Annotated in this window: 22 protein-coding genes; 17 read left to right on the top strand and 5 right to left on the bottom strand. The window is 62.2% G+C overall.

Annotated elements, in window-relative coordinates; genetic code table 11:
- Nucleotides 1–230 precede the first annotated feature (230 nt).
- The 8 genes from HJB84_RS01145 to HJB84_RS01110 all read left to right on the top strand — a co-directional run bounded on the left by HJB84_RS01145 (nucleotide 231) and on the right by HJB84_RS01110 (nucleotide 7,991).
- Complete coding sequence (locus HJB84_RS01145) at nucleotides 231–1,031, top strand: class I fructose-bisphosphate aldolase (protein WP_207584789.1); 801 nt, start codon at nucleotides 231–233, stop codon at nucleotides 1,029–1,031.
- Nucleotides 1,032–1,034: 3 nt separating this feature from the next.
- Complete coding sequence (locus HJB84_RS01140) at nucleotides 1,035–1,976, top strand: PfkB family carbohydrate kinase (protein WP_207584790.1); 942 nt, start codon at nucleotides 1,035–1,037, stop codon at nucleotides 1,974–1,976.
- A 328-nt stretch (nucleotides 1,977–2,304) separates the two neighbouring features.
- On the top strand, nucleotides 2,305–3,453 hold the full coding sequence (locus tag HJB84_RS01135) for an ABC transporter ATP-binding protein (protein ID WP_221115032.1): 1,149 nt from the start codon (nucleotides 2,305–2,307) through the stop codon (nucleotides 3,451–3,453).
- A 133-nt stretch (nucleotides 3,454–3,586) separates the two neighbouring features.
- On the top strand, nucleotides 3,587–4,663 hold the full coding sequence (locus tag HJB84_RS01130) for a Gfo/Idh/MocA family protein (protein ID WP_207584792.1): 1,077 nt from the start codon (nucleotides 3,587–3,589) through the stop codon (nucleotides 4,661–4,663).
- Nucleotides 4,663–5,508, top strand: coding sequence for a sugar phosphate isomerase/epimerase (locus tag HJB84_RS01125; RefSeq protein ID WP_221115031.1), 846 nt, complete (start codon nucleotides 4,663–4,665; stop codon nucleotides 5,506–5,508). Before HJB84_RS01130 ends, HJB84_RS01125 begins: the two co-directional genes overlap by 1 nt.
- Complete coding sequence (locus HJB84_RS01120; protein ID WP_221115030.1) at nucleotides 5,505–6,314, top strand: alpha/beta fold hydrolase; 810 nt, start codon at nucleotides 5,505–5,507, stop codon at nucleotides 6,312–6,314. The genes HJB84_RS01125 and HJB84_RS01120 overlap by 4 nt, the downstream gene beginning before the upstream one ends.
- Before the next feature lie 4 nt (nucleotides 6,315–6,318).
- Nucleotides 6,319–7,020: a ribulose-phosphate 3-epimerase gene (locus tag HJB84_RS01115; protein ID WP_221115029.1), complete on the top strand. Its 702-nt coding sequence runs from the start codon at nucleotides 6,319–6,321 to the stop codon at nucleotides 7,018–7,020.
- Nucleotides 7,021–7,034: 14 nt separating this feature from the next.
- Nucleotides 7,035–7,991 carry an ROK family protein gene (locus HJB84_RS01110; protein WP_207584796.1) on the top strand — a complete coding sequence of 319 codons (957 nt, stop codon included), beginning with the start codon at nucleotides 7,035–7,037 and terminating at the stop codon, nucleotides 7,989–7,991.
- Nucleotides 7,992–8,016: 25 nt separating this feature from the next.
- On the opposite strand, the gene HJB84_RS01105 is transcribed toward HJB84_RS01110, so the two are convergent.
- From HJB84_RS01105 to HJB84_RS01085, 5 genes are all read right to left on the bottom strand, one after another.
- Nucleotides 8,017–8,409 (bottom strand): DUF4112 domain-containing protein, encoded by a 393-nt coding sequence (locus HJB84_RS01105; protein WP_207584797.1) that lies wholly within the window; start codon nucleotides 8,407–8,409, stop codon nucleotides 8,017–8,019.
- A gap of 131 nt (nucleotides 8,410–8,540) precedes the next feature.
- Entirely contained in the window at nucleotides 8,541–9,614 is a 1,074-nt protein-coding gene (locus tag HJB84_RS01100; protein ID WP_207584798.1) for an alcohol dehydrogenase family protein, read from the bottom strand.
- A 14-nt stretch (nucleotides 9,615–9,628) separates the two neighbouring features.
- The gene (locus HJB84_RS01095; protein ID WP_207584799.1) at nucleotides 9,629–11,008 is read right to left on the bottom strand and encodes an aspartate aminotransferase family protein; all 1,380 of its coding nucleotides are present in this window, start codon (nucleotides 11,006–11,008) and stop codon (nucleotides 9,629–9,631) included.
- Nucleotides 11,009–11,103: 95 nt separating this feature from the next.
- A complete protein-coding gene (locus HJB84_RS01090) occupies nucleotides 11,104–12,600 on the bottom strand; it encodes an NAD-dependent succinate-semialdehyde dehydrogenase (protein ID WP_221115028.1) in 1,497 nt (498 codons plus the stop codon).
- A gap of 215 nt (nucleotides 12,601–12,815) precedes the next feature.
- Nucleotides 12,816–13,313 carry an Lrp/AsnC family transcriptional regulator gene (locus HJB84_RS01085; protein WP_207584801.1) on the bottom strand — a complete coding sequence of 166 codons (498 nt, stop codon included), beginning with the start codon at nucleotides 13,311–13,313 and terminating at the stop codon, nucleotides 12,816–12,818.
- A 101-nt stretch (nucleotides 13,314–13,414) separates the two neighbouring features.
- On the opposite strand from HJB84_RS01085, the gene HJB84_RS01080 reads away from it, so the two are divergent.
- The 9 genes from HJB84_RS01080 (at nucleotide 13,415) to doeA (ending at nucleotide 21,998) form a co-directional block, all read left to right on the top strand.
- Nucleotides 13,415–14,800 (top strand): PLP-dependent aminotransferase family protein, encoded by a 1,386-nt coding sequence (locus HJB84_RS01080; protein WP_207584802.1) that lies wholly within the window; start codon nucleotides 13,415–13,417, stop codon nucleotides 14,798–14,800.
- A 121-nt stretch (nucleotides 14,801–14,921) separates the two neighbouring features.
- Nucleotides 14,922–15,707 (top strand): ectoine/hydroxyectoine ABC transporter ATP-binding protein EhuA, encoded by a 786-nt coding sequence (gene ehuA / locus HJB84_RS01075; protein ID WP_207584803.1) that lies wholly within the window; start codon nucleotides 14,922–14,924, stop codon nucleotides 15,705–15,707.
- A 56-nt stretch (nucleotides 15,708–15,763) separates the two neighbouring features.
- Nucleotides 15,764–16,612, top strand: a complete 849-nt coding sequence (gene ehuB / locus HJB84_RS01070; protein WP_207584804.1) for an ectoine/hydroxyectoine ABC transporter substrate-binding protein EhuB — start codon at nucleotides 15,764–15,766, stop codon at nucleotides 16,610–16,612.
- Nucleotides 16,613–16,687: 75 nt separating this feature from the next.
- The gene (gene ehuC / locus HJB84_RS01065; RefSeq protein ID WP_221115027.1) at nucleotides 16,688–17,347 is read left to right on the top strand and encodes an ectoine/hydroxyectoine ABC transporter permease subunit EhuC; all 660 of its coding nucleotides are present in this window, start codon (nucleotides 16,688–16,690) and stop codon (nucleotides 17,345–17,347) included.
- 4 nt (nucleotides 17,348–17,351) lie between these two features.
- Nucleotides 17,352–18,011: an ectoine/hydroxyectoine ABC transporter permease subunit EhuD gene (gene ehuD, locus HJB84_RS01060; protein WP_207584806.1), complete on the top strand. Its 660-nt coding sequence runs from the start codon at nucleotides 17,352–17,354 to the stop codon at nucleotides 18,009–18,011.
- Between the two features lie 2 nt (nucleotides 18,012–18,013).
- Nucleotides 18,014–18,793, top strand: a complete 780-nt coding sequence (eutA, locus tag HJB84_RS01055) for an ectoine utilization protein EutA (RefSeq protein ID WP_207585169.1) — start codon at nucleotides 18,014–18,016, stop codon at nucleotides 18,791–18,793.
- Between the two features lie 4 nt (nucleotides 18,794–18,797).
- Nucleotides 18,798–19,799: a hydroxyectoine utilization dehydratase EutB gene (eutB, locus tag HJB84_RS01050; RefSeq protein ID WP_221115026.1), complete on the top strand. Its 1,002-nt coding sequence runs from the start codon at nucleotides 18,798–18,800 to the stop codon at nucleotides 19,797–19,799.
- Nucleotides 19,796–20,788, top strand: a complete 993-nt coding sequence (eutC, locus tag HJB84_RS01045) for an ectoine utilization protein EutC (protein WP_221115025.1) — start codon at nucleotides 19,796–19,798, stop codon at nucleotides 20,786–20,788. The genes eutB and eutC overlap by 4 nt, the downstream gene beginning before the upstream one ends.
- 28 nt (nucleotides 20,789–20,816) lie before the next feature.
- Nucleotides 20,817–21,998 carry an ectoine hydrolase DoeA gene (doeA, locus tag HJB84_RS01040; protein ID WP_221115024.1) on the top strand — a complete coding sequence of 394 codons (1,182 nt, stop codon included), beginning with the start codon at nucleotides 20,817–20,819 and terminating at the stop codon, nucleotides 21,996–21,998.
- Nucleotides 21,999–22,000: the final 2 nt, after the last annotated feature.

Raw genomic sequence — 22,000 nt, 5'->3', positions numbered from 1 at the left:
AAAGCGACTTTTGAAAAACGAAAGCCAGCCGCGTGTTTGTACGGCTTCTGCTGCAGAAATAGCTCCTTGGAGTGAAAAAAGCACGTTAAAAATTTTCTTGCCGCGTGGAAACGAAAGAATTCGAAATATTGAACATTTGTTTGTTTTCGAGTTAGGGTTTTTCCAGCAACGAAGCCGTCAATCGCAAAGCCAGCAATCGTAAAGCCAGCAATCTTAAAGGAAGTATCGCCATGGGTCTCGGAACCAAAATCCGCCTCGCACGCCTGTTCTCGAACCCATCGGGTCATTTGTTTGGAGGCGCGGTCGATCATTTTGTCGGTTATGGCAATGTTCGTGAGGGCGGGCTTGCCGATCTGCCGGGCGCGCTCAAACGCGTCATGGCGGGAGGCCCCGACTACATCAGCATCCAGCCTGGCGCGGCGCGGCACCTTTGGTCGGAATACGCCGGGAAGGCAGCCCTCGTCATTCAGGGTGGCTGCTTCACCGCCGACGACCGGATTCGCCAGCTCATTGCGACCCCGGAAGACGCTGTGCGCTATGGTGCAGACGCCCTGGCTGTCGCCATTCCGGTGCGCGGCGCCACCGAAGGAGAGTACATCCGCTGGCTCACCGACACGGTCAACGCCGCCGCTCGCTACGAGATGCCGGTTGTCGCCCACGTCTATCCCCGGGATTTCTCCGACGGCGGCAAGATCGTGTTTACCCCGGATGAAATTGCTTATGCGGTTCGTATCGGTTTCGAAGCCGGCGTCGACGTGATCAAGGTCGGCTACACCGGAGATTTCGAGTCCTTCCGGGAAACTGTCGCGACCTGCCCGATCCCGGTTGTGATTGCCGGCGGCCCGAAGACCGATACGCTGCTTGGAGCGCTCGTCCAGACCTCGGAAGCCTTGCGCGCTGGCGCCAAGGGGGCGGTCGTCGGCCGCAACCTCTGGGGGCACGGCGATACGACCATGGCGGCGCGCGCCTTCAAGCTCGTCATTCATAAGGGGATGGCGCCAGAGGAGGCACTGGCGGCTGCCGGGGCTTGAGACATGTCGCGCTCGCTCCAGGTTCTGGGCTTCGGCGCCCTGGCAATCGATGACATCATCTATGTTGATCGAGGGCTTTCGGCCGGCAAGGGGAAGGTGACGAAGCGGACTACGGACCATGGCGGCAACGTGGCGACGGCTCTTGTCGCCGTCGCCCGGCTTGGCGGGCGCGCCGGCTTCATCGGATGGCTCGGCGATGAGCCTGCGGCCGATCTGGCCGGTGCCGAGCTCGAGCGCGAGGGTGTCGACATATCTCTGGCGCCACGCCATGCCGCTGCCGCGCCGATCCGCTCGGTGATCACGGTCGGTCCTGACGGCGACCGGTTCATAGCCTATGACGACGATGTGCTGCACGGCACGTCGGACGCGCTGCCCGACAATGTTTTGATGCAGGCCCCGGTCCTGCTGATCGATGGTTACGCGACGCACTCGGAAAGTGTTGTGGCGCGGGCGCGCGCGCTTGGCCTAGCCGTGATAGCCGATATCGAATGGACGGTCGGTGCCGCGACGGACCGAATCCTCGCCTTCGCCGACCATCTGGTGCTGCCGCTCGCTTTCGCTAGAGATTACACCGGTGAAAATGATCCAGCGATCATCCTGGAGAAGCTTTGGTCAACGGATCGGTCCGCTGTTGTCCTGACCGATGGCGAACGAGGGAGCAACCTGCGCCAGAAAGGCGACGCCACCCGCTGGCATTTGCCGGCCTATCAGGTTCAGGCGGTCGACACGACCGGCGCCGGCGATTGCTTTCACGGTGCCTACGCTCTTGCGCTTGCTGAGGGTAAGAGCCCGCTTGATTGCGTTGCCTATGCCACGACGGCTGCCGCCATTTCCGTGACCGCACGGGGAGGGCGCAGAGGCCTGCCAGACAATCGAACATGCCTGACATGGATGGCGGCGGAAAATGCACCCGTGCCGCGCCCGATTCCGCGATATCACGATTAGCGCGAGGTAGTGCGTGCCGACGTCGTCCACTGCCCGGGGGAGTCGCACGGCTGATTGTAAGGGGTTGAAAGATCCTCCAATAGCTGCCGTGCCGACCTTAAAAATTACGCGCGTTAAAAAATATTGTTTCGCAAAAAAGCCCATTGTTATCGGATTAAACATGAACAAATTCAAATAGATATAGTAAATAGTCGATAACGCATGGCGCTTTGACATCGATTCTTTTGTTGACTTTTAAGGTCAGGCCTGAGCCTTCTTGTCGAAAGCATCGGAGACGGTGGGAGCGCCGTTTGAAGACGTGATCCGGACTGATATGGGAGGATGAGACGTGGCTGTGGTTGTACTGGACAAAATCTGCAAGACCTATGGAAACAGCTACCATGCGATCAAGGATCTGAGCCTGACGATCCATGATGGCGAGTTTCTGATCCTGGTCGGTCCATCCGGATGCGGAAAATCGACCGCGCTCCGCATGATTGCCGGGCTTGAGGAAATCAGCAGTGGAACCTTGAGCATCGGCGGTCAGGACGTCGTCGATCTCGCCCCCAAGGACCGGGACATTGCCATGGTCTTCCAGAGTTATGCGCTTTATCCGCACATGACGGTGTTCGACAACATCGCCTTTTCGATGAAGCTGGCCGGAAAGACCAAGGTCGAGCGAACCAAGCGCGTGCATGAGATTGCCAAGACCTTGCAGCTGGAAAGCTTGCTGGGCAACAAGCCCGCACAGCTTTCCGGCGGCCAGCGCCAGCGTGTTGCGATGGGCCGCGCCATGGTCCGCGAGCCCGCGGCATTCCTCATGGACGAACCGCTTTCCAACCTCGATGCCAAGCTGCGTGTTCAAATGCGCGCGGAGATCGCAAGCCTGCAGAAACAGCTGGGCGTCACGACGATTTACGTGACGCACGACCAGACCGAAGCCTTGACCATGGGCGATCGCGTCGCGGTGCTGAAGGGCGGCGTGCTACAGCAGGTGGACACGCCCAAGGCTTTGTATCACCGCCCGGTCAATGCGTTTGTCGCAGGCTTCATCGGGTCGCCCTCGATGAACCTATTCGAAGGGCGTCTGGAGGGCATGCGGATCCATCTGCCGGGCTTCTCCATCCCCCTGTCCGACGGCACGTTTGAGCGGGCTCCCGGCCTTTCCGCTTTCGAGGGAAAAGCCCTGATCTTTGGCGTCCGGCCCGAGGATCTCTACGACAGCCAGTTGCCGTCCGGGGCGTCCTATCCGACGATCCCGGTTGTCGTGAAGTCGATCGAGGAGCTTGGCTCGGAGTTGATCGTGCATTTGAAGATCGACGCGGTCCGGATCGACTCGGGCGACCCCGACGCCGTCGAAGACTTGAGCGGCGCCGCCAACGCCGTCGCTCGCTTCGAAGCTGTCAGCGCGGTCGAGACGGGCCAATCGATCAATCTGGCAATCGACCCGGCGAAACTTCATTTCTTCCATCCTCAAACGCACATGGCTTTGAACTGACCTGGGAAAAGCCGAGAGGCGCCGATGGCGGTTCGGCCGGCAGAAGACGTCTTCGGCGTTTGACGTCTTGAAAGCCACCCCATTCGGCGCCGAAACCGGCGTTCATCTTCAACATCCGACAAAGGGCTTATCGATGCCAGCAAAACAGGAACGACGCCTCCGCATCGGCGTACTGGGAGCCGGCCAGATTGCCCAGGCGGCCCACTTCGAGAGCTGCACGAAGGCTGCCAATGCCGATCTCTATGCGATCTGCGACGTAGCCGAGGATCTTCGCCAGCGTATGGCAATCACTCATGGGGCCGGCAAAACCTATGACGACTACGACAAGATGCTGGCCGATCCCGACCTCGATGCCGTGATCATCGCGACCGCCGATGCTTTTCACGTCCCGGCCTCCATCCGCGCCCTTCAGGCCGGCAAGCATGTCTTGTGCGAGAAACCCGTCGGTGTCACCGTCGAGGAATGCCTTGAATTGAAGGCGGCGGTCGATCGGTCGGGAAAAGTGTTTCAAGTCGGGCATATGAAGCGTTTCGACGCAGGGCTCCAGGCGGCGAAATCCTTCATCCGCGATGAGATGGGTGAGATGGTCGCTCTGAAAGCATGGTATTGCGACAGCACCCATCGCTATCCGATGACCGATGCAGTCCAGCCCCTGATCGTCAGCAGCGCCAATGCGCGAAAACCCTCCGCCAATCCGAAAGCCGACCTGCGCCGCTACTACATGCTTGCGCATGGTTGCCACCTGATCGACACGGCACGGTATTTCGCCGGCGATATCGTTTCCGTCGCGGCTCGTCTGTCCGAGCGAGCCGGTATCTGGTGCTGGTTCGTCGAGGTGGAATTTGCCACCGGCACGCTCGGCCACCTCGATCTCACCGTGCAGGTGCGCATGGACTGGCACGAAGGTTTCCAGATCTACGGCAGGAACGGCAGCATTTTGGGCAAGACCTATAACCCGTGGTACTACAAGACCAGCGAGGTCGACATTTTCCGGGAAGCGGACGGCGCGACCCATCGCGTTCTCGGTGCCGACGGTCATTTCTACCGCCGTCAGGTCGAAGGCTTCGCCCGCACCATTCTGGATGGCGCAGTGATGGAAGGCGCCGACATCGATGATGGCCTGGCCTCCGTACGGGCGATGGTCGCCGTCGCGCGTTCCGTCGAAAGCGGCAAGGCGGTTGCGCTGGCTGACGTCACGGGTGGCGTGTGATGAAGCTCGGCATTTTCGCAAAGACCTTCGACGGTACGAAACCCTCGATCGTCCTCAATTCGGTCGCGGAGGCCGGGTTCACCTCGGCGCAATACAATATGGCCTGCTCGGGCCTGCCACCAATGCCGGAGACGATTAGCGAGGCCCAGGCCCGCTCGGTCACTGAGGCGGCGCGTAGCAGCGGCGTCGAGATCGTCGCCGTATCCGGCACCTACAACATGATCCATCCCGATCCTTCCATGCGCGAGGTCGGGCTTCGAAAATTGGCGACGTTGGCCGAGCGTTGCGTCGGCATGTCAACGGGCTTGATCACGCTCTGCACCGGCACACGCGACTCCATCGACCAATGGAAGGCGCATGCCGACAACAACACGCCGGCAGCTTGGCGCGATCTCCTCGAAGCCATGGAAGCGGCCGTCACAATCGCCGAGCGCTACGATGTGGATCTCGGTATCGAGCCCGAGCTTGCCAATGTGGTCAACTCGGCTGAGAAAGCCCATCGGCTGATCTCGGCGCTGAAGAGCCCTCGCATCAAGATCGTGCTCGATCCGGCCAATCTTTTCGAGGTTGCGACGCTGGACGATCAGCGGCGCATCGTGTCTTCCGCGATCGATCTTCTGGCCGATCGGATCGTCATGGCGCATGCGAAAGACCGCCATCCCGACGGCAGTTTCGCGACCGCCGGCAAGGGCGTCCTCGACTATGCGCATTATCTTCGCTGCCTCAAGGCGATTGGCTTTTCCGGCAGTCTTGTCACGCATGGTCTCTCAGCCTCGGAGGCGGCGGGTGCGGCGACCTTCCTGAAGAGTGCGCTCGACTGCGAAGGCGCGGGGAGAGGACGGTGAGACGGGCTCAATCGTTCGAAACCAACGATGGGACCATTCTCAACGTCGACATGGCGGGCGAGGGCGTGTCAGCAATATTCCAGCACGGCCTATGCGGCGACGCGGCGCAGACGGATGAGGTCTTTCCGCGCGAAACCGGATATCGCCGGGTTACGGTCGAAGCCCGCGGTCACGGCCGTTCTCGAGCCGGCAATCTGGAGCAGTTGTCGATTTCGACCTTCTGCGATGATATCGCCGCTTATATCGAGAAAAACCTTGCGGTGCCGGTCGTGATTGGCGGCATCTCGATGGGTGCTGCGATCGCCTTGCGTCTCGCGGTCAAGCGGCCCGATCTTGTCAACGCTCTGATCATTGCAAGGTCGGCCTGGCTGACGGCTTCGGCGCCGGACAATATGGCGCCCAATGCCGAAGTCGGGCGGCTTCTAAAAACCCTGCCGCCGGATGAAGCAAAGCAGGCATTTCTTGCCGGTCCTGTCGGAGTGCGGCTCGCCGCCGAGGCCCCGGACAATCTCGCCTCGCTTGCCGGTTTTTTCTCCCGCACGCCTCTGGACGTGACCGCCGAACTGCTGACCAGGATCTCAAATGGCGGCCCTGATGTGACTGACGCGGACGTTCGCAATCTCGCCTTGCCGACGCTCGTCATCGGCCATGATCACGATAGCATTCATCCTCTCTCCTACGCGCGTGCTCTTGCCGCGCGGATTGCCGGCGCGCGTTTCGTACAGATCACGCCGAAAACTGAGAGCCGTCCGCAATACGTCGCCGACTTTCGGCTTGCCGTCGGTAATTTTCTGAAGGAGCTCTGAAACAATGCCTACCCCCGAAAAAACCTGGATCGCCGATCTTCCGAAGGATCGATTGATTGCCGAATTCTCCGTCTGGTCGGCCGATCTGATGCGTCTCGCCGATGATCTCGCGCGTGTCGATCCTCACGTCGACATCCTCCACATCGATGTCGCCGATGGGCATTTCGCGCCGGCAATGTTGTTTTTCCCCGATGTCGTCGCCGGTGTGCGCAAAGTTTCCACGCACCCGATCCACGTTCATCTGATGGTTGCGGACAGTATCATCCTGTCGCAGGTCGAGCAGTTCGCCGATGCCGGCAGCGATCTGATCAGCCTTCATGTCGAAAACGAAAGCGTCGCCGACGAGGCTCTAGATCTTCTCGATCGCCGCGGTATTGCAGCCGGAATGGTCCTCAAGGTCGATACCCCCGTCGAGCGGATCGAAAAATACGCTTCCAGGCTGCGTTTTGTGACGCTGCTTGGCACGGCGATCGGCGTCAAGGGCCAGGGCCTCGACGAAAAGGCCGGCGCCCGGCTTCAACAGGCAAAGCAGATCATCGCCGGCTGCGGCGCGGCCGATCGAATCGTGCTTGCGGCCGATGGCGGTATTCGCGAGCACACTGTGCCTCTCCTGCGCCAGTCGGGTGCGGAAACGGTGGTTCTCGGTTCCCTGGCTTTCAATGCGCCATCGCTCGAAGAGCGGATGGCATGGGTCCGCGCACTCTAACTTTTGGTCTTCACATGCAGCAGGTTGCCATTGGTATAGACCTCGGCGGAACGCAGGTGCGGGCCGCCCTTGTCGATGAGCAGGGCAGGATCCTGGCGCGCTTAGCCGAACCAACGGATGCGCTGGCCGGCCCCGACCGGGTGCTCGTCCAGATTTGCGGCCTGGCCGATAGACTGCTTGCAGCATCGAACCCCGCTTCGGTGGTCGGCGTCGGCGTATCCGCTCCGGGCCCGCTCGATACGGTCGCCGGTGTCGCGACTGACATTCCGACCCTCTCGGGCTTCGTCGATTTTCCGCTGAAGGCGGAGTTGCAGAAGCGGTTTCCGTTCCCGGTCGACCTCGAAAACGATGCTATTGCCGCGGCGATCGGCGAGTGGCAATTCGGTATCGGCAAGGGGCTTGATAACCTCGTCTATGTCACGGTGAGCACCGGGATCGGCGGTGGCGTTATCTCGGACGGCCGCGTCGTGCGCGGCCGCAAGGGCATGGCGGCGCATGTCGGCCACATGTCGGTCGTGCCGAACGGAGAGCTTTGCCCTTGCGGCAACAGGGGCTGTTTCGAGGCCTATGGATCCGGACCGGCTTTTGCGCGGCGCGCGCAAATGCGGGCGATGGAAAGCCACGAGACGACGTTAGGCACCAACGGCGGCGCCATCGACAGCCGCAGCGTTTTCGCGGCAGCCAGAAATGGCGATCGTCTCGCCAATCAGCTGATCGATGAGGAAGCGGAAATTCTCGGCCGCGGCTTCACCAGCCTGATCCATATCTTCAGTCCCGATATCATCGTCATGGGGGGAGGGCTTTCCCACGAATTCGACCGGCTGCAACCGGGCATTCAAGCCTATATCAGCCAGTGGGCAATGCCGGCATTCAAGGATGTCAAGGTGATGCTGGCAGCACTGGATCAGAACTCGGGCCTAATCGGTGCTGCGGCTCTGGCGTTCCTGGCGGGGAAGGTTGCTCGGACGTGATACAATCCCGGGACGATTGGTTTCGTCAGGTTCGCCGGTTCAGCTCGTCTTCGCTTACGCCAAAGTGGTCGAGGATGATGCCGACGTTGCGACGGTGAGACTTGAAATAGATATCGAAGATATCGCCGATCAGCGGGACCGTGCCGCAGGCGGCGTCGACGCCGAGATTGACGCCCATGCGGGCGAGTTTGTGGGCGGGAAGACCAAGCCGCCTTGCCTCGTCGATGATGAACAGACCGATCAGCGATCCGGCAACGTCGCCGATGGCCGGGAGGAGGCCGAGGACCGAGTCCGCACCAATCCGCACGCCGATGACCGGCAATCTGACTGCGGTATCCATCAGACGGGCTATGCCGACGGCGCGCCGAATCCGTCCGAGTTCGGCAGAGGTGAGGTATGTCGTGCTGCCCGTCGGCATCAGCGACCGCCCGGCGCGAAGTGGATTTTCCGAAGCAGCGAAGTTCCGATGCGACCGCAAAGATTTTCCATGACCGTGAAACGCCGCAAACTCAATAAGGTTCGTCTGCGGCGTGATCGGAGATCTCGATCTTATCTTCCGTCGGGAACCACGACCAATTTGCCGACGAAGTTCTTTGCCATGAAATCGGTCTGGGCGCGGTGGAATTCCGACAGCGCATAGACACCGCCGACGAGGGGCCGGATTTTCCGGCTTTCGATATAGCCGACGATCCGGCGGAAGTCGGCGCGGCTTCCCTGGCTTGATCCATGCAGTTCCAGCTGCTTCAGATACATCGTCCGCAGATCGAGCTGGACCACCGGGCCGGCGATGGCGCCGGCCGTCGTATAGCGGCCTTCGGGACGCAGGATCTTCAAGAGGTCGTTGAACAGCGGCCCGCCGACAAGATCGGCGACGACATCGATCGGCTGGCCACGGCTGGCCGAATGGACGGCTTCGACCAGATCGCCCTTGCCGCGGGTCACGACTGCCTCGGCGCCGATATCGAGCATCGCCGCCTCCTTGCCGGGACCAGCGACTGCGATCGGGATGGCGCCGCGGGCACGTGCGAGCTGAATGATTGCCGAGCCGACGCCGCCCGAGGCACCGGTCACGAGGACTCGTTCGCCGGCGGCAAGCCTTGCACGTTCCAGCATGCGCTCGCCGGTCAGATAGGCGCAGCAGAAGGTGGCGAGTTCGATGTCGGTCAGATCGGTTGCGACGACATGAGCGTTCTCGGCCGGCAGTGCCATATATTCGGCATATCCGCCGTCGCGGCCATGGCCCATGTAATCGATATCGGCGAGGCTGTCGTCGTCGCGGTTGTAGATCGAGAAATCGACCATGACGCGTTGGCCGATGCGGGCCGGATCGACGCCGGCGCCGACGCCGACGATATGGCCGACCGTATCGGTGCCCTGAATACGCGGAAATGTCAGCGTGTTGCCCTGCCTTCGCCATGTGGAGACGGCGGACGGATCGTCCTCGGTGCCGTAGGCGCCTTGCCGAACCCAGACGTCGGTATTGTTCATGCCGCAAGCCGTGACGCGGATCAGAACCTCGCCGTCCGCCGGCCTCGGGACGGGCACGTTCCTCTGATAGGCGAGCTTCTCCAGGCCGCCATGACCGGTCAGCAATACGGCCGCCATCTTTTCGGGGATCGTCATGTTGATCGTCTCCCTCAGATGTTCTTAAAGACGGTGTCGATCGCGTCCGCCGCCGCCTTGACCACGATGTCGGCCTCTTCGCGCGTCAGGCAGAGCGGCGGGGCGAAGCCGAGGATATCGCCCTGCGGCATGGCGCGGCCGATGACGCCGCGTTCGAGAAGAGCAGTGGCGACCTGCGGGCCGATCTTGCGGCTGGCATCGAAGAATTTGCGATCATCCCTGTCCTCGACGAATTCGACCGCCGCCATCAGACCGTCGCCGCGGACTTCGCCGACGTTGCGGTGGCTGCCCACCGCTTTCTGCAGTTCCGAGCGGAAATAGGCGCCCGTCGTGCCGGCATTCTCGACGATGCCGAGTTCGTCGATCAGTTCGAGATTGGCAATGCCGGCGGCGGCGCAGATCGGATGGGCGGAATAGGTCCAGCCGTGGCCGATCGCCCCCATCTGGTCGGAACCCTGCACCAACACCTGCCACATCTTCTCCGAAACGATCGTGCCGGAAAGAGGAGCGTAGGCCGAGGTCAGGCCCTTGGCGATGGTGATCAGGTCCGGCTTCATGCCGTAATGATCCGAGCCGAACATCGTGCCAAGACGGCCGAAGCCGGTGACGACTTCGTCGGCGACGAGCAGGATGTCATATTTGTCGAGCACGGCCTGGATCTTCTGCCAGTAGCCCTTCGGCGGTGGCACAATGCCGCCGGTACCGAGAATGGGTTCGCCGATGAAGGCGGCGACGGTGTCCGGGCCTTCGGCGAGGATCATCTCCTCGAGTTTGTCAGCGCAATATTGCGAGAACTGCTCCTCGTCCATCGACCGGTCGGGGCGGCGGAAGTAATAAGGTGCTTCGGTGTGCAGCACCGGTGCGCGCGGCAGGTCAAAGGCATTATGGAAGAGTGCCAGGCCGGTGAGGCTGCCGGTCATGACACCGGAGCCGTGATAACCGCGCCAGCGCGAGATGATCTTCTTCTTGTCGGGCCGGCCGAGGATGTTGTTGTAATACCAGATGAGCTTGATGTTGGTTTCGTTGGCATCGGAACCCGAGAGACCGAAATAGACGCGGCTCATGCCATCAGGCGCGCGGTCGATGATCATCTTCGAAAGCGTAATCGAGGCCTCGGTGCCGTGGCCGACATAGGCGTGGTAATAGGCAAGGTTCTTTGCCTGTTCGGCGATCGCGTCGGCGATCTTCTGGCGGCCATAGCCGACATTGACGCAATAGAGGCCGGCAAAGGCGTCGAGACTTTTGCGTCCCGTCGTGTCGGTGATGTAAACGCCTTCACCGCCGGCGACGACGCGGGTCGGCGTCTCGCCGCGCGCATGCATACCCATATGCGTCGAGGGATGGAAGAAGTGATCGCGGTCCCAGGCGGCGAGTTCGTTGCTTTTCTCGAGCATGTTCTATCCTCTTCTTGAAATGGAGCGGCTTAATGCATGTCGCTCGGAAGTGTGCAGCGGTTCCGGGACAACGACATGCATAAAAACAAAGAGCTTTAGGCCGCCGTGTCGATGCAGAGATATTTGAGCTCGGTGAAGGCTTCGAGCCCATGGCGGGAACCCTCGCGGCCGAGGCCGGACTGCTTCCAGCCGCCGAAGGGTATGGGGCCGCCGGTGATCGTCACGCGGTTGACTGCCACCATGCCATATTCCAGTGCGCGCCCGAGGCGCATCTGGCGGGCGCCGTTCTCCGTGACGATATAGGCGACGAGGCCGTATTCGGTATCGTTGGCGCGGGCAATGACCTCTTCTTCCGTGTCGAAGGTGGTCACGGCCGCCACAGGCCCGAAGGTTTCCTCGCGCATGATCAGTGCATCCGCCGGCACTTCGGTCAGCAGCGTCGGCTCATAGAAAAGCTGGCCGGCCTTGTGGCGCCTGCCGCCGGCGATGAGCCGGGCGCCGCGCGCCAGCGCGTCGGAGACCTGCTCCTCGACCTTGGCGACGGCGCGTTCATGCATCAGCGGCCCGATCTCGGCGCCATCCTCGAGCCCGGCGCCGACCCTCAATTTGGCAATTCGGGCGGCAAAAGCCTTGGCGAATGCATCGGCGATCCGCCGCTGGACGAAGATCCGGTTGGCGGCAAGGCAATCCTGGCCCGATGTGGCAAACTTGGCGTCGACGGCGATCTCGACCGCCTTGGCGATATCAGCGTCGTCAAAGACGATCAGCGGGGCGTGGCCGCCGAGCTCCATCACCAGCCGCTTCAGGGTCGGCGCACATTGGGCAGCGATCAGCCGTCCGATCCCGGTGGAACCGGTGAAGCTGATGGCACGCAGGCGGGTGTCGGCACACATGCGTCCGACGATCGTCGCGGCATTGCCGGTGACGACGTTGAAGACGCCGGCCGGAATGCCGGCCCGTTCGCCGAGCTCGGCAAGGGCAAGCGCCGAAAGCGGTGTCTCGGAGGAGGGATGGGCGACGACCGCGCAGCCGGCGGCAAGCGCGGCAGCTGCCTTTCGGGTGATCATCGCAGCGGGGAAATTCCACGGCGTGACGATGCCGACGACGCCGAGCGCCTCGCGCCGGACGATCATTTCGGCGCCGGGCAGGTGGCTGGTGACGCTCTCGGCGTTCAGCCGCTTGCCTTCCTCGGCATACCATTCGACGAAGGAGGCGGCGTAATCGATCTCGCCGCGCGATTCCGCCAGCGGTTTGCCCTGTTCGAGCGTCATGATCAGCGCCAGATCCTCCTTGGCCGTGAGCATCAGCGCGTGCCAGTTGCGCAGGATCGCCGCGCGGTTCTGCGGCAGCATCGCGCGCCAGGCGGCAAAGGCCTCCGATGCTGCATCGATCGCCGCTACCGTCTCCTCCGCGCCGAGGTTCGCAACCCAGGCCAGCGTCCCCGAGGAAGCCGGATCGGTAACTTCGAAACTTTTGCCCGTCGTGCCGGCGATCCATCGGCCGCCGACATAGGCAAGATCGCGCAGGAGATGACGGTCGGAAAGCCGCGACAGCGCGTCATGATAGGCGGGGCGGGCAAAAACGGCGGTCATGTCCAATCTCCTTTGCGGTGACATGAAGTCTTCCATGGGAGCGGACGAGAGATTGTCTGTTGGCGGAGGCGAAAAGAGAGAGATGGTCTAAAGGATGGCGCCTTAACAGAGAGATTGGCTAGCGCATAACCCCAAAAATCGATTTTCGGAAAGGATTATGCGCCAGTTAAAGGTGTTAGAGCGTCCTTAGCGCGTCCTTTTGGACGCGCGGCGCTCTAGCGCGCGCTTTGTTCATCGCCGATGGCGGCGAAGGAAGACACCGGAAGCACTGTTTCCTCCTTCACCGTTTTGGTGACGATGTAGGTGAAATAGCGGTCGATGCCGAGTTCGCGGTCGAGAAGCCCGTCGACCAGCCGCTGATAGGCGTCGATATCGGGGGCGATGATCTTTAGGATATAATCGACGCCACCGCCGACCGACCAGCAGGCGACGATCTCCGCGATTGCGGCGACGGCGCGCTCGAAGCGTTCGAAATCCGCCTGACGATGGTTGGCGAGCGTCACCTCCATCATCACGCTGGCGACCGGGGCGATGCGCCGCGGCGCGACGCGGGCGTGGTAGCCGGTGATGATGCCTGCCTTTTCGAGCTTGCGCAGCCGCATCCAGCACGGCGTCGGCGACAGTCCGGCCTTTTCGGCCAGCGCCAGCTTGGTGATGCGGCCGTCGCGCTGGACGGCGTCGAGAATGCGCAGGTCGATGGCGTCGAGCTTCATGGTGCTTTCTTTAGAAAGAAATCATTTCAAACGCAGCGAAAAGACAATGGAAGCGCATTTTGGCATTGTCAATTGAACTGATTTTCAGCAGTGTTGAAATCATGACAAAGTGGCGCCCCGATCCCTCGCAACTCCGCAGGCCGGCCTATCTCTCGCTTGCCGAGCAGATCGCCAACGCGATTACCGACGGCAAGCTCTCCGACGGCACGCAATTGCCGCCGCACCGCAAACTGGCGGATGACCTGCAGCTTTCGGTGCAGACGGTCAGCCGCGCCTATGACGAGCTCAGCCGCCGGGGGCTGATCTCCGGCGAGATCGGACGCGGCAGCTTCGTCCAGACCAGGCCGCGCGAGCCGGAGCCGCCTTATCTGCCGGAACGGCTGGGCGAGGTGATTGATCTGTCGATCCTGAAGCCGGTCTGCGAGCAGATCCATCTGGAAAGGCTGCGCCAGGCCTTCGGCTGGCTTTCGGAAAACCTGCCCTCCAGCTCGGCCCTGTCGTTCCGGCCGAACATGGTCTTTCCGCGCCACCGCGCCGTTGCCACCGAATGGCTGGCGCGCTGCGGACTGGAGGTGTCGCCGCTGAATATCAGCGTGACGAACGGCGCGACCTCGGGCATGACGGTGGCGCTGATGAGCGTCGCGCCGCCCGGCTCGACCATCGCGACAGAGGCGGTCAGTCACCATACGCTCGTGCCGCTCTGCGGCTATCTCGGCCTGCACCTCGAAGGGCTGGCGATCGATGAGCAGGGCATGATCCCCGAGGCGCTTGATGAAGCCTGTCGCACGGGGCCGATCCGGGCAATTTTCCTGCAGCCCTCGGTGATCAATCCGATGGCGGCGCTGATGAGCGCGGAGCGCCGGCAGGCGCTCGCCGCCGTCGCCGCAAAGCATGACATCGCGATCATCGAAAACGATGTTCTCGGTCCGATGGTCGAAAACCGCGCGCCGCCGATGGCCGCCTTTGCGCCGGAGCGGACGCTCTACGTCACGAGCTTCACCAAGATCACCGTTCCGGGGCTCCGGATCGGCTACCTCGTCGCACCCGACCGCTATGTCGCCGCCGTCGCCAATCGGCATCTCGTTTCCAGCTGGATGGCGACACCTGCCATGGCCGAGATTGCTACCCGCTGGGTCAGCGACGGCACGGCGATGGAACTCGTCAACTGGCAGCGCCGCGCCCTTGCCAGCCGGCATGCGATTGCGGCGGAGATGCTGGCCGGTTTGTCCTACCGGGCGCATCCGCAAAGCCTGCACGTTTGGCTGCCGCTCTCCGGCAACCATGAGGAAGACGGGTTCGTCTCGCAAGCAAGGCTGCGCGGCGTAGCGATCGCGCCTGGCAAATCGTTCCGCACCGCCGATCAGGGCTGGACGCCGGCCGTGCGCATTTCGCTGGGTTCGACGACGGAAGACGAATTGCGCACCGGGCTTGGTATCGTCGCCTCACTGGCGCAGGGAAATCCGGAAGAGCTGCTGCTTGCGATTTAAGCCGTTGCCGTGCCTTTGAGCACACGCAGAATAATTGTCATGATATTATTTTACGAATTGACATGATTTTGATCGGCCGTCATCGTTAGGGCATTGCTTGTCTCAACAGGGAGAGACATGAATGCCTCAGCCCATCATCCGCATCGACAACATCGTGAAGAGATACGGCCCGCTGACCGTGCTCGACGGCCTGTCGATGAATGTCATGCCGGGCGAAAAGCTGGCGCTGATCGGGCCGTCCGGCTCCGGCAAGACGACGATCCTGCGCATCCTGATGACGCTGGAGACGATCAGCGGCGGCCATATCGAGGTCGATGGCGAACAGCTCTATCACATGCCTGATAGCAACGGGTTGGTGGCAGCCAATGAGCGGCACCTGCATCGCATGCGCGAAAAGATCGGCATGGTTTTCCAGCACTTCAATCTCTTTCCGCACAAATGCGTGCTCGACAATGTGACCTTGGCGCCGATGCTGACAAAGGGCATCAAACGGCCGCAGGCCGAAAAGCGGGCAATGGAGCTTCTCGACATGGTCGGCCTGGCCGACAAGGCGAGAAGCGTCCCGGCGCAGCTTTCCGGCGGGCAGAAGCAGCGCGTCGCCATTGCCCGGGCGCTGGCGCTGTCGCCGAAGATCATGCTGTTTGACGAGGTGACCTCGGCGCTTGACCCGGAACTGGTCGAGGAGGTGCTGAACGTCATGCGCCGGCTGGCGTCCGAAACCGACATGACCATGCTTCTCGTCACCCATGAAATGGGCTTCGCCCATGATTTCGCCGACCGTGTGCTGTTCTTCGATCGCGGCAAGATCGTCGAGGAAGGCAAGCCGGGCGATATCTTTCGCAATCCGACGCAGGAGAGGACGCAGACCTTCCTGCGCAAGATCATTGCGGCGGGGCACCGCGTCTGACCACAGACATTGCCCGCAAAGAACAAACTCAAGGAAAGCCAGAGGAGTTGGGAACGATGAAAGCAGGATATCTTTTGACCGCCGCCAGCCTGTCGGTGCTGCTGATGGCGGCGGCCGGCCCGGCATCCGCCGCCGATGACAAGCTCGAGCAGCTGAAGGAGCAGGGCTTTGCCCGTATCGCCATCGCCAACGAGCCGCCGTTTACGGCCGTCGGCGCCGATGGCAAAGTGTCGGGCGCCGCGCCCGATGTGGCGCGCGCGATCTTCGAAAAACTCGGCGTCAAGGAAGTGGTGGCTTCGATCTCGGAATATGGCGCGATGATCCCCGGCCTACAGGCCGGTCGTCATGACGCGATTACGGCGGGGCTGTTCATGAAGCCCGAGCGTTGCAATGCCGTTGCTTATTCCGAGCCGATCCTCTGCGACGCCGAGGCCTTCGCTCTGAAGAAGGGCAACCCGCTGAAGCTGACGAGCTACAAGGACATCGCCGACAATCCGGACGCCAAGATCGGCGCGCCGGGCGGCGGTACCGAGGAGAAGCTGGCGCTTGAGGCCGGCGTGCCGCGCGACCGTGTCATCGTCGTTCCGGATGGCCAGAGCGGTATCAAGATGCTGCAGGACGGCCGCATCGACGTCTATTCGCTGCCGGTTCTGTCGATCCACGACCTGATGGCCAAGGCGAATGATCCCAATCTCGAAACCGTCGCTCCCGTCGTCAATGCGCCGGTCTATTGCGATGGCGCCGCCTTCCGCAAGCAGGACGTCGCACTGCGCGACGCCTTTGACGTCGAGCTTAAGAAGCTGAAGGAATCGGGCGAATTCGCCAAGATCATCGAGCCCTACGGCTTCTCGGCCAAGGCGGCGATGTCGACAAGCCGCGACAAGCTCTGCGCCGCGGCGAAGTAATCGAGGCGAGCAGCTGGCCGTGCCTTGGGCACGGCCGGCTTATCCCCGAACGATCTCCAGAGAAGTGAGTTGCCGATGTCGGTATGGTCCGGCTATCTGACACTGATCCTTGAGGGCGCCCTGGTGACGCTCCAGCTGACGATCATGGGATCTGCGCTGGCGCTTGTCATGGCCTTCCTGGCGGGCCTCGGCCGTCTGTCGCGCTTCTTAGCCGTGCGGGCTCTGGCAACCGCCTATATCGAGTTCTTCCGTGGCACCTCGATCTTCGTCCAGCTCTTCTGGGTCTATTTTGTGCTGCCTTTTGCCGGCCTGACCCTCACGCCGCTGCAGGCGGGTGTCCTGGCGCTCGGCTTGAACGTCGGCGCCTATGCGGCGGAAGTGGTACGCGGTGCCGTCAAGGCCGTCGGGCGCGAACAGTCGGAAGCCTGCGTTGCGCTCAACCTGTCACGATACCAGCGCATGCGCCACGTCATCCTGCCGCAGGCGCTGCCGCTGATGCTGCCGACCTTCTGCAACAACGCAATCGAGCTTCTGAAGGGCACGGCAGTCGTATCGCTGATCTCGCTGACGGATATGACCTTTCAGGCGCAGGTGGTGCGGGCGCAGACCGGCAATACGCTGGTGCCCTTCGCGACGATCCTCATTCTCTATTTCCTCATGGCCTTGGCGATTTCGGCGGCGATGCGCTGGCTGGAACGGCGGATGGCGCGCAGCCTCGACGGCATAAGGACCTGATCGGATGGAATGGGATTGGGACTTCGTCTGGCAAATCATGCCGACCCTTCTCGAAGGGTTCAAGATCACTCTTCTTGCGACCATCCTCGGCGCTGCCGTTGCCATGGTTGTCGGCCTGGGTCTTGCCATTGCGCGGCGGTCACCGGTCGCCGCCGTGTCGCGCACGGTCGGCTTCATCTCGGAATTTATCCGCGGCACGCCGCTGCTGGTGCAGCTCTACTTCATCTTCTACGTGCTGCCGGATATCGGCATCCGGCTGGCGCCGTTGGTCGCCGGCGTCATCGGTATGGGCATTCATTATGCAACCTATACTGCCGAGGTCTATCGCGCCGGCATCGAGAATGTGCCGCGCGGACAATGGGAAGCGGCCAAGGCCACCAATCTGACGACGCGCCAGGCCTGGATCCACGTGGTCCTGCCGCAGGCGATCCCGCCGATGATCCCGGCACTCGCCAATTATTTCATCGCCATGTTCAAGGAGACGCCGCTGCTTTCGGCGATCACCGTGCTCGAACTGATGAACCAGGCAAAGAGCATCGCCAACAGCAACTACCGCTACATCGAGCCGATGACGCTGGTCGGCGTATTCTTCCTCGTCATCAGCCTGATTTCGGTCGTGGGCTTGCGCTGGCTCGAGGAACGTTACGCCAGGATGGATGATTGACCATGCCCGCAAAGATCGAAATCATCCCGGCCGGCCGGCTGCCGCGACTGGACGATCGGCCGCTCGAAAAGCGCATCGGCCTGGTCATTCTGGCGACGGACCACACGACGGAGGTGGACTTTCAGCGCATGGTCGCCAGCGATCGCATCGGCGTCTATGTCAGCCGCATCCACTACGCCAATCCGGTCACACCGGAAAACCTCCTGAAGATGCAGCCGTCGCTGACGCAAGGCGCAGCCCTGATCCTGCCGGATGAGGCGCTCGATGCCGTCATGTATTCCTGCACCTCCGCCTCTGTCGTCATCGGCGACCGCAACATCGAAGCGGCGATCCACGCGTCCAAACCCGGCGTTCCCGTGGTGACGCCGACGGCTGCGGCGGTGAAGGGTCTGAAGGCGCTCGGCGCCAGGCGGATTTCGATGCTGACGCCCTATACGATCGAGACCAGCCGGCCGATGGCGGATTATTTCGCGGATCTCGGTTTTACGATCGACCGCTTCACCTGTCTCGGCCTGACGGATGATCGCGAAATGGCGCGGATCGCGCCGGATGAAATTGCCGCTTTCGCGCGCCAGGTGCTGGCGCCGCAATCCGATGCGCTGTTCATCTCCTGCACGGCCCTGCGCGCCGCTCAGGTCGCCGCCCGGATCGAAGTCGAGACCGGCAAACCCGTGGTCACCAGCAATCTCGCGACGGCCTGGGCTTGCCTCAGGCTTTGCGGCGATGATCGGCCGCGGCCCGAACTCGGTCAGCTGATGACCAAGCCTTATCGCGAAGGCTGAGATCATGGTGAGCGCTTTGTCTGTTACGCTGGAGGACATTCGTGCGGCGGCGCGGCGCATTACCGGCCGGGTGCTCGCCACACCGATCGTGCAGTCGGCATCGCTCGGCGAGATCGCCGGCACTCCCATCTGGCTGAAGCTCGAACATTATCAGACGACCGGCAGTTTCAAGTTGCGCGGTGCGACCAATGCGGTGCTGTCCCTGTCGCCGGAGCAACGCTTGCGCGGCGTCGTTGCAGCCTCGACCGGAAATCATGGCAGGGCGCTTGCCCATGCGGCGAAGGCGCAAGGTGCCGTCGCAACCATCTGCATGTCGCGGTTGGTGCCGGAGAACAAGATTTTAGAAATCCGCCGCCTCGGTGCCGATGTGCGCATCGTCGGACGATCACAGGACGAGGCGCAGCAGGAGGTCGACCGGCTGGTCCGTGAGGAGGGGCTGGTGATGGTTCCGCCCTTCGATCATCCGGTTGTTGTCGCAGGCCAGGGGACGCTGGGGCTCGAAATCATCGATGCCTTGCCGGACGCCGCGACTGTGCTGGTACCGCTCTCGGGCGGCGGCTTGGCGGCGGGCGTTGCCGCCGCCATCAAAGGCGTCAGTCCGAAGACCAAGGTGATCGGCCTGACGATGGAGCGGGGTGCGGCGATGAAGGCGAGCCTCGATGCGGGGTGGCCGGTGCAGGTCGAGGAGGTGCCGAGCCTTGCCGACTCGCTCGGCGGCGGCATTGGCCTCGACAATCGCGTGACCTTCGCGATGTGCCGCGAACTTCTCGACGGCGTCATCCTGCTGACGGAAACGGAAATCGCTGCCGGCATGCGCCACGCCTATTTCAGCGAACGCGAGATCATCGAAGGCGCGGGCGCCGTCGGCATCGCAGCGCTGCTTGCGGGAAAGATCAGCTCCCGCGGTCCCGTCGTCGCGATCCTGTCCGGGCGGAATGTCGACATGGAACAGCACCGCCGGGTGATCAACGGCGAGACGGCAATCTTCGGGGAGGGTGGGCCATGAGCCGGATGATCATTCTAACGGAAGCAGAATTGCGGAAGATCATCGCGCTCGATCGCGATGCGGTCGCCTGCATCGAGCAAGCTTTCGCAGCGCTTGCCACCAAGACCGTCGCCATGCCGCCGATCCTGCGGCTCGACATTCCGGAATATCGCGGCGAAGTCGATGTGAAGACCGCCTATGTGCCCGGCATCGAAGGTTTCGCAATCAAGATCAGCCCCGGCTTCTTCGACAATCCGAAGATCGGCCTGCCGAGCACCAACGGTATGATGGTGCTGCTGTCGAGCCGAACGGGCCTGGTGCAGGCGCTGCTGCTGGACAATGGCTATCTGACCGATGTGCGCACCGCCGCAGCCGGCGCCGTCGCGGCAAAACATCTGTCGCGGGAAAATGCCTCCGTAGCCGCCATCTTCGGAGCAGGCGTTCAGGCGAGGCTGCAGCTCGAAGCGCTGACGCTGGTGCGGCCGATCCGCGAAGCCCGGATTTGGGCGCGGGATGCCACCAAAGCGCAAGCCGCGGCAGCCGAACTCGCGGGAAAGCTCGGTTTTCCTGTCACCGTGACATTGGACTCCAGGGGTGCAATCGGCGGCGCCGACCTCATCGTCACCACCACACCCGCGGAAAGCCCGATCATTGAGGCCGGGTGGCTGGAACCCGGACAGCATCTGACGGCCATGGGCTCGGATGCGGAACACAAGAACGAGATCGATCCGGCCGCCATCGCCGGCGCCGGCCTCTATGTCGCCGACAGCCTGAAACAGACGCGGTGTCTGGGCGAGCTGCACCACGCAATCGATGCCGGCCTGGTCGCGATGGAAGAAGTCTTCGCCGAACTCGGCCAGATCGTTGCCGGCCAGGCGCAAGGACGGACGAGCGACCACCAGATCACCATCGCCGACCTCACGGGAACCGGCATCCAGGATACCGCCATCGCCACGCTCGCTTTTGCCCGCGCCGGCGCGGCGAATGCCGGGACCCCATTCGAAAGCTGACCGGCATTCGCCGGAGAAGGGAAGAAACATGACCCAGCCCAATTTGAAGTTTTCGCTCGGCGAATATGCCGCGCGGCTGGAAAAGACACGGCGCGCCATGGAGGCGAAGGGCGTAGACCTCCTGATCGTCAGTGACCCGTCGAACATGGCCTGGCTGACCGGCTATGACGGCTGGTCCTTTTATGTGCACCAGGCGGTGATCGTGCCACCGCAGGGCGAACCAATCTGGTTCGGCCGCGGCCAGGATGCCAGCGGCGCCAAGTTCACCGCCTATCTGAAGCATGACAACATCGTCGGCTATCCCGATCACTATGTGCAGTCGACCGAACGTCATCCGATGGACGTCCTCTGCGGGATCCTGACCGAACGCGGCTTCGGCAAGCTGACGATCGGCGTCGAGATGGACAATTACTGGTTCTCGGCGGCAGCCTTTGCGGCCCTGCAGAAGCACCTGCCGAACGCCCGCTTCGTCGACGCGACCGCGCTGGTCAACTGGCAGCGGGCGATCAAGAGCGAGACCGAGATCAAATACATGCGCAATGCCGCCCGGATCGTCGAAGCCATGCACGCGCGCATCTTCGACAAGATCGAAGTCGGCATGCGCAAATGCGATCTGGTCGCGGAAATCTATGACGCCGGCACCCGCGGCGTCGACGGCATCGGCGGCGATTATCCGGCGATCGTACCGCTGCTGCCGTCCGGCGTCGAAGCATCTGCTCCGCATCTGACCTGGGACGACCGGCCGTTGAAAAAGGGCGAGGGCACCTTCTTCGAGATTGCCGGCTGCTACAATCGCTATCATCTGCCGCTGTCACGCACCGTCTTCCTCGGCAAGCCGACGCAGGCCTTTCTCGATGCCGAAAAAGCGACGCTGGAAGGCATGGAGGCCGGTCTTGCGGTCGCGAAACCCGGAAACACCTGCGAGGACATCGCCAATGCATTCTTCGCGGTCCTGAAAAAATACGGCATCGTCAAGGACAACCGCACCGGTTACCCGATCGGCCTATCCTATCCGCCGGACTGGGGCGAACGCACCATGAGCCTGCGGCCGGGCGACCGGACGGAGCTGAAGCCCGGCATGACCTTCCACTTCATGACCGGCCTCTGGCTCGACGACATGGGTTTCGAGACGACCGAGAGCATCCTCATCACCGAGAGCGGCGTCGAATGCTTCGCCAACGTGCCGCGCAGACTGATGGTCAAGGATTGAGG

It is taken from the genome of Rhizobium sp. NZLR1b (assembly GCF_019685155.1).
Lineage (GTDB): Bacteria > Pseudomonadota > Alphaproteobacteria > Rhizobiales > Rhizobiaceae > Rhizobium.
The sequence above is the reverse complement of the archived record's forward strand: the minus strand, read 5'-3'. Positions and strand labels throughout refer to the sequence as shown.

Excerpts from the sequence above, each read along its gene's own strand:
- HJB84_RS01145 (WP_207584789.1), top strand. The coding sequence starts at position 231 with ATGGGTCTCGGAACCAAAATCCGCCTCGCACGCCTGTTCTCGAACCCA.
- HJB84_RS01140 (WP_207584790.1), top strand. The coding sequence starts at position 1,035 with ATGTCGCGCTCGCTCCAGGTTCTGGGCTTCGGCGCCCTGGCAATCGAT.
- HJB84_RS01130 (WP_207584792.1), top strand. The coding sequence starts at position 3,587 with ATGCCAGCAAAACAGGAACGACGCCTCCGCATCGGCGTACTGGGAGCC.
- HJB84_RS01125 (WP_221115031.1), top strand. The coding sequence starts at position 4,663 with ATGAAGCTCGGCATTTTCGCAAAGACCTTCGACGGTACGAAACCCTCG.
- HJB84_RS01115 (WP_221115029.1), top strand. The coding sequence starts at position 6,319 with ATGCCTACCCCCGAAAAAACCTGGATCGCCGATCTTCCGAAGGATCGA.
- HJB84_RS01110 (WP_207584796.1), top strand. The coding sequence starts at position 7,035 with ATGCAGCAGGTTGCCATTGGTATAGACCTCGGCGGAACGCAGGTGCGG.
- HJB84_RS01105 (WP_207584797.1), bottom strand. The coding sequence starts at position 8,409 with ATGCCGACGGGCAGCACGACATACCTCACCTCTGCCGAACTCGGACGG.
- HJB84_RS01100 (WP_207584798.1), bottom strand. The coding sequence starts at position 9,614 with ATGACGATCCCCGAAAAGATGGCGGCCGTATTGCTGACCGGTCATGGC.
- HJB84_RS01095 (WP_207584799.1), bottom strand. The coding sequence starts at position 11,008 with ATGCTCGAGAAAAGCAACGAACTCGCCGCCTGGGACCGCGATCACTTC.
- HJB84_RS01090 (WP_221115028.1), bottom strand. The coding sequence starts at position 12,600 with ATGACCGCCGTTTTTGCCCGCCCCGCCTATCATGACGCGCTGTCGCGG.
- HJB84_RS01085 (WP_207584801.1), bottom strand. The coding sequence starts at position 13,313 with ATGAAGCTCGACGCCATCGACCTGCGCATTCTCGACGCCGTCCAGCGC.
- HJB84_RS01080 (WP_207584802.1), top strand. The coding sequence starts at position 13,415 with ATGACAAAGTGGCGCCCCGATCCCTCGCAACTCCGCAGGCCGGCCTAT.
- ehuA (WP_207584803.1), top strand. The coding sequence starts at position 14,922 with ATGCCTCAGCCCATCATCCGCATCGACAACATCGTGAAGAGATACGGC.
- ehuB (WP_207584804.1), top strand. The coding sequence starts at position 15,764 with ATGAAAGCAGGATATCTTTTGACCGCCGCCAGCCTGTCGGTGCTGCTG.
- ehuC (WP_221115027.1), top strand. The coding sequence starts at position 16,688 with ATGTCGGTATGGTCCGGCTATCTGACACTGATCCTTGAGGGCGCCCTG.
- ehuD (WP_207584806.1), top strand. The coding sequence starts at position 17,352 with ATGGAATGGGATTGGGACTTCGTCTGGCAAATCATGCCGACCCTTCTC.
- eutA (WP_207585169.1), top strand. The coding sequence starts at position 18,014 with ATGCCCGCAAAGATCGAAATCATCCCGGCCGGCCGGCTGCCGCGACTG.
- eutB (WP_221115026.1), top strand. The coding sequence starts at position 18,798 with ATGGTGAGCGCTTTGTCTGTTACGCTGGAGGACATTCGTGCGGCGGCG.
- eutC (WP_221115025.1), top strand. The coding sequence starts at position 19,796 with ATGAGCCGGATGATCATTCTAACGGAAGCAGAATTGCGGAAGATCATC.
- doeA (WP_221115024.1), top strand. The coding sequence starts at position 20,817 with ATGACCCAGCCCAATTTGAAGTTTTCGCTCGGCGAATATGCCGCGCGG.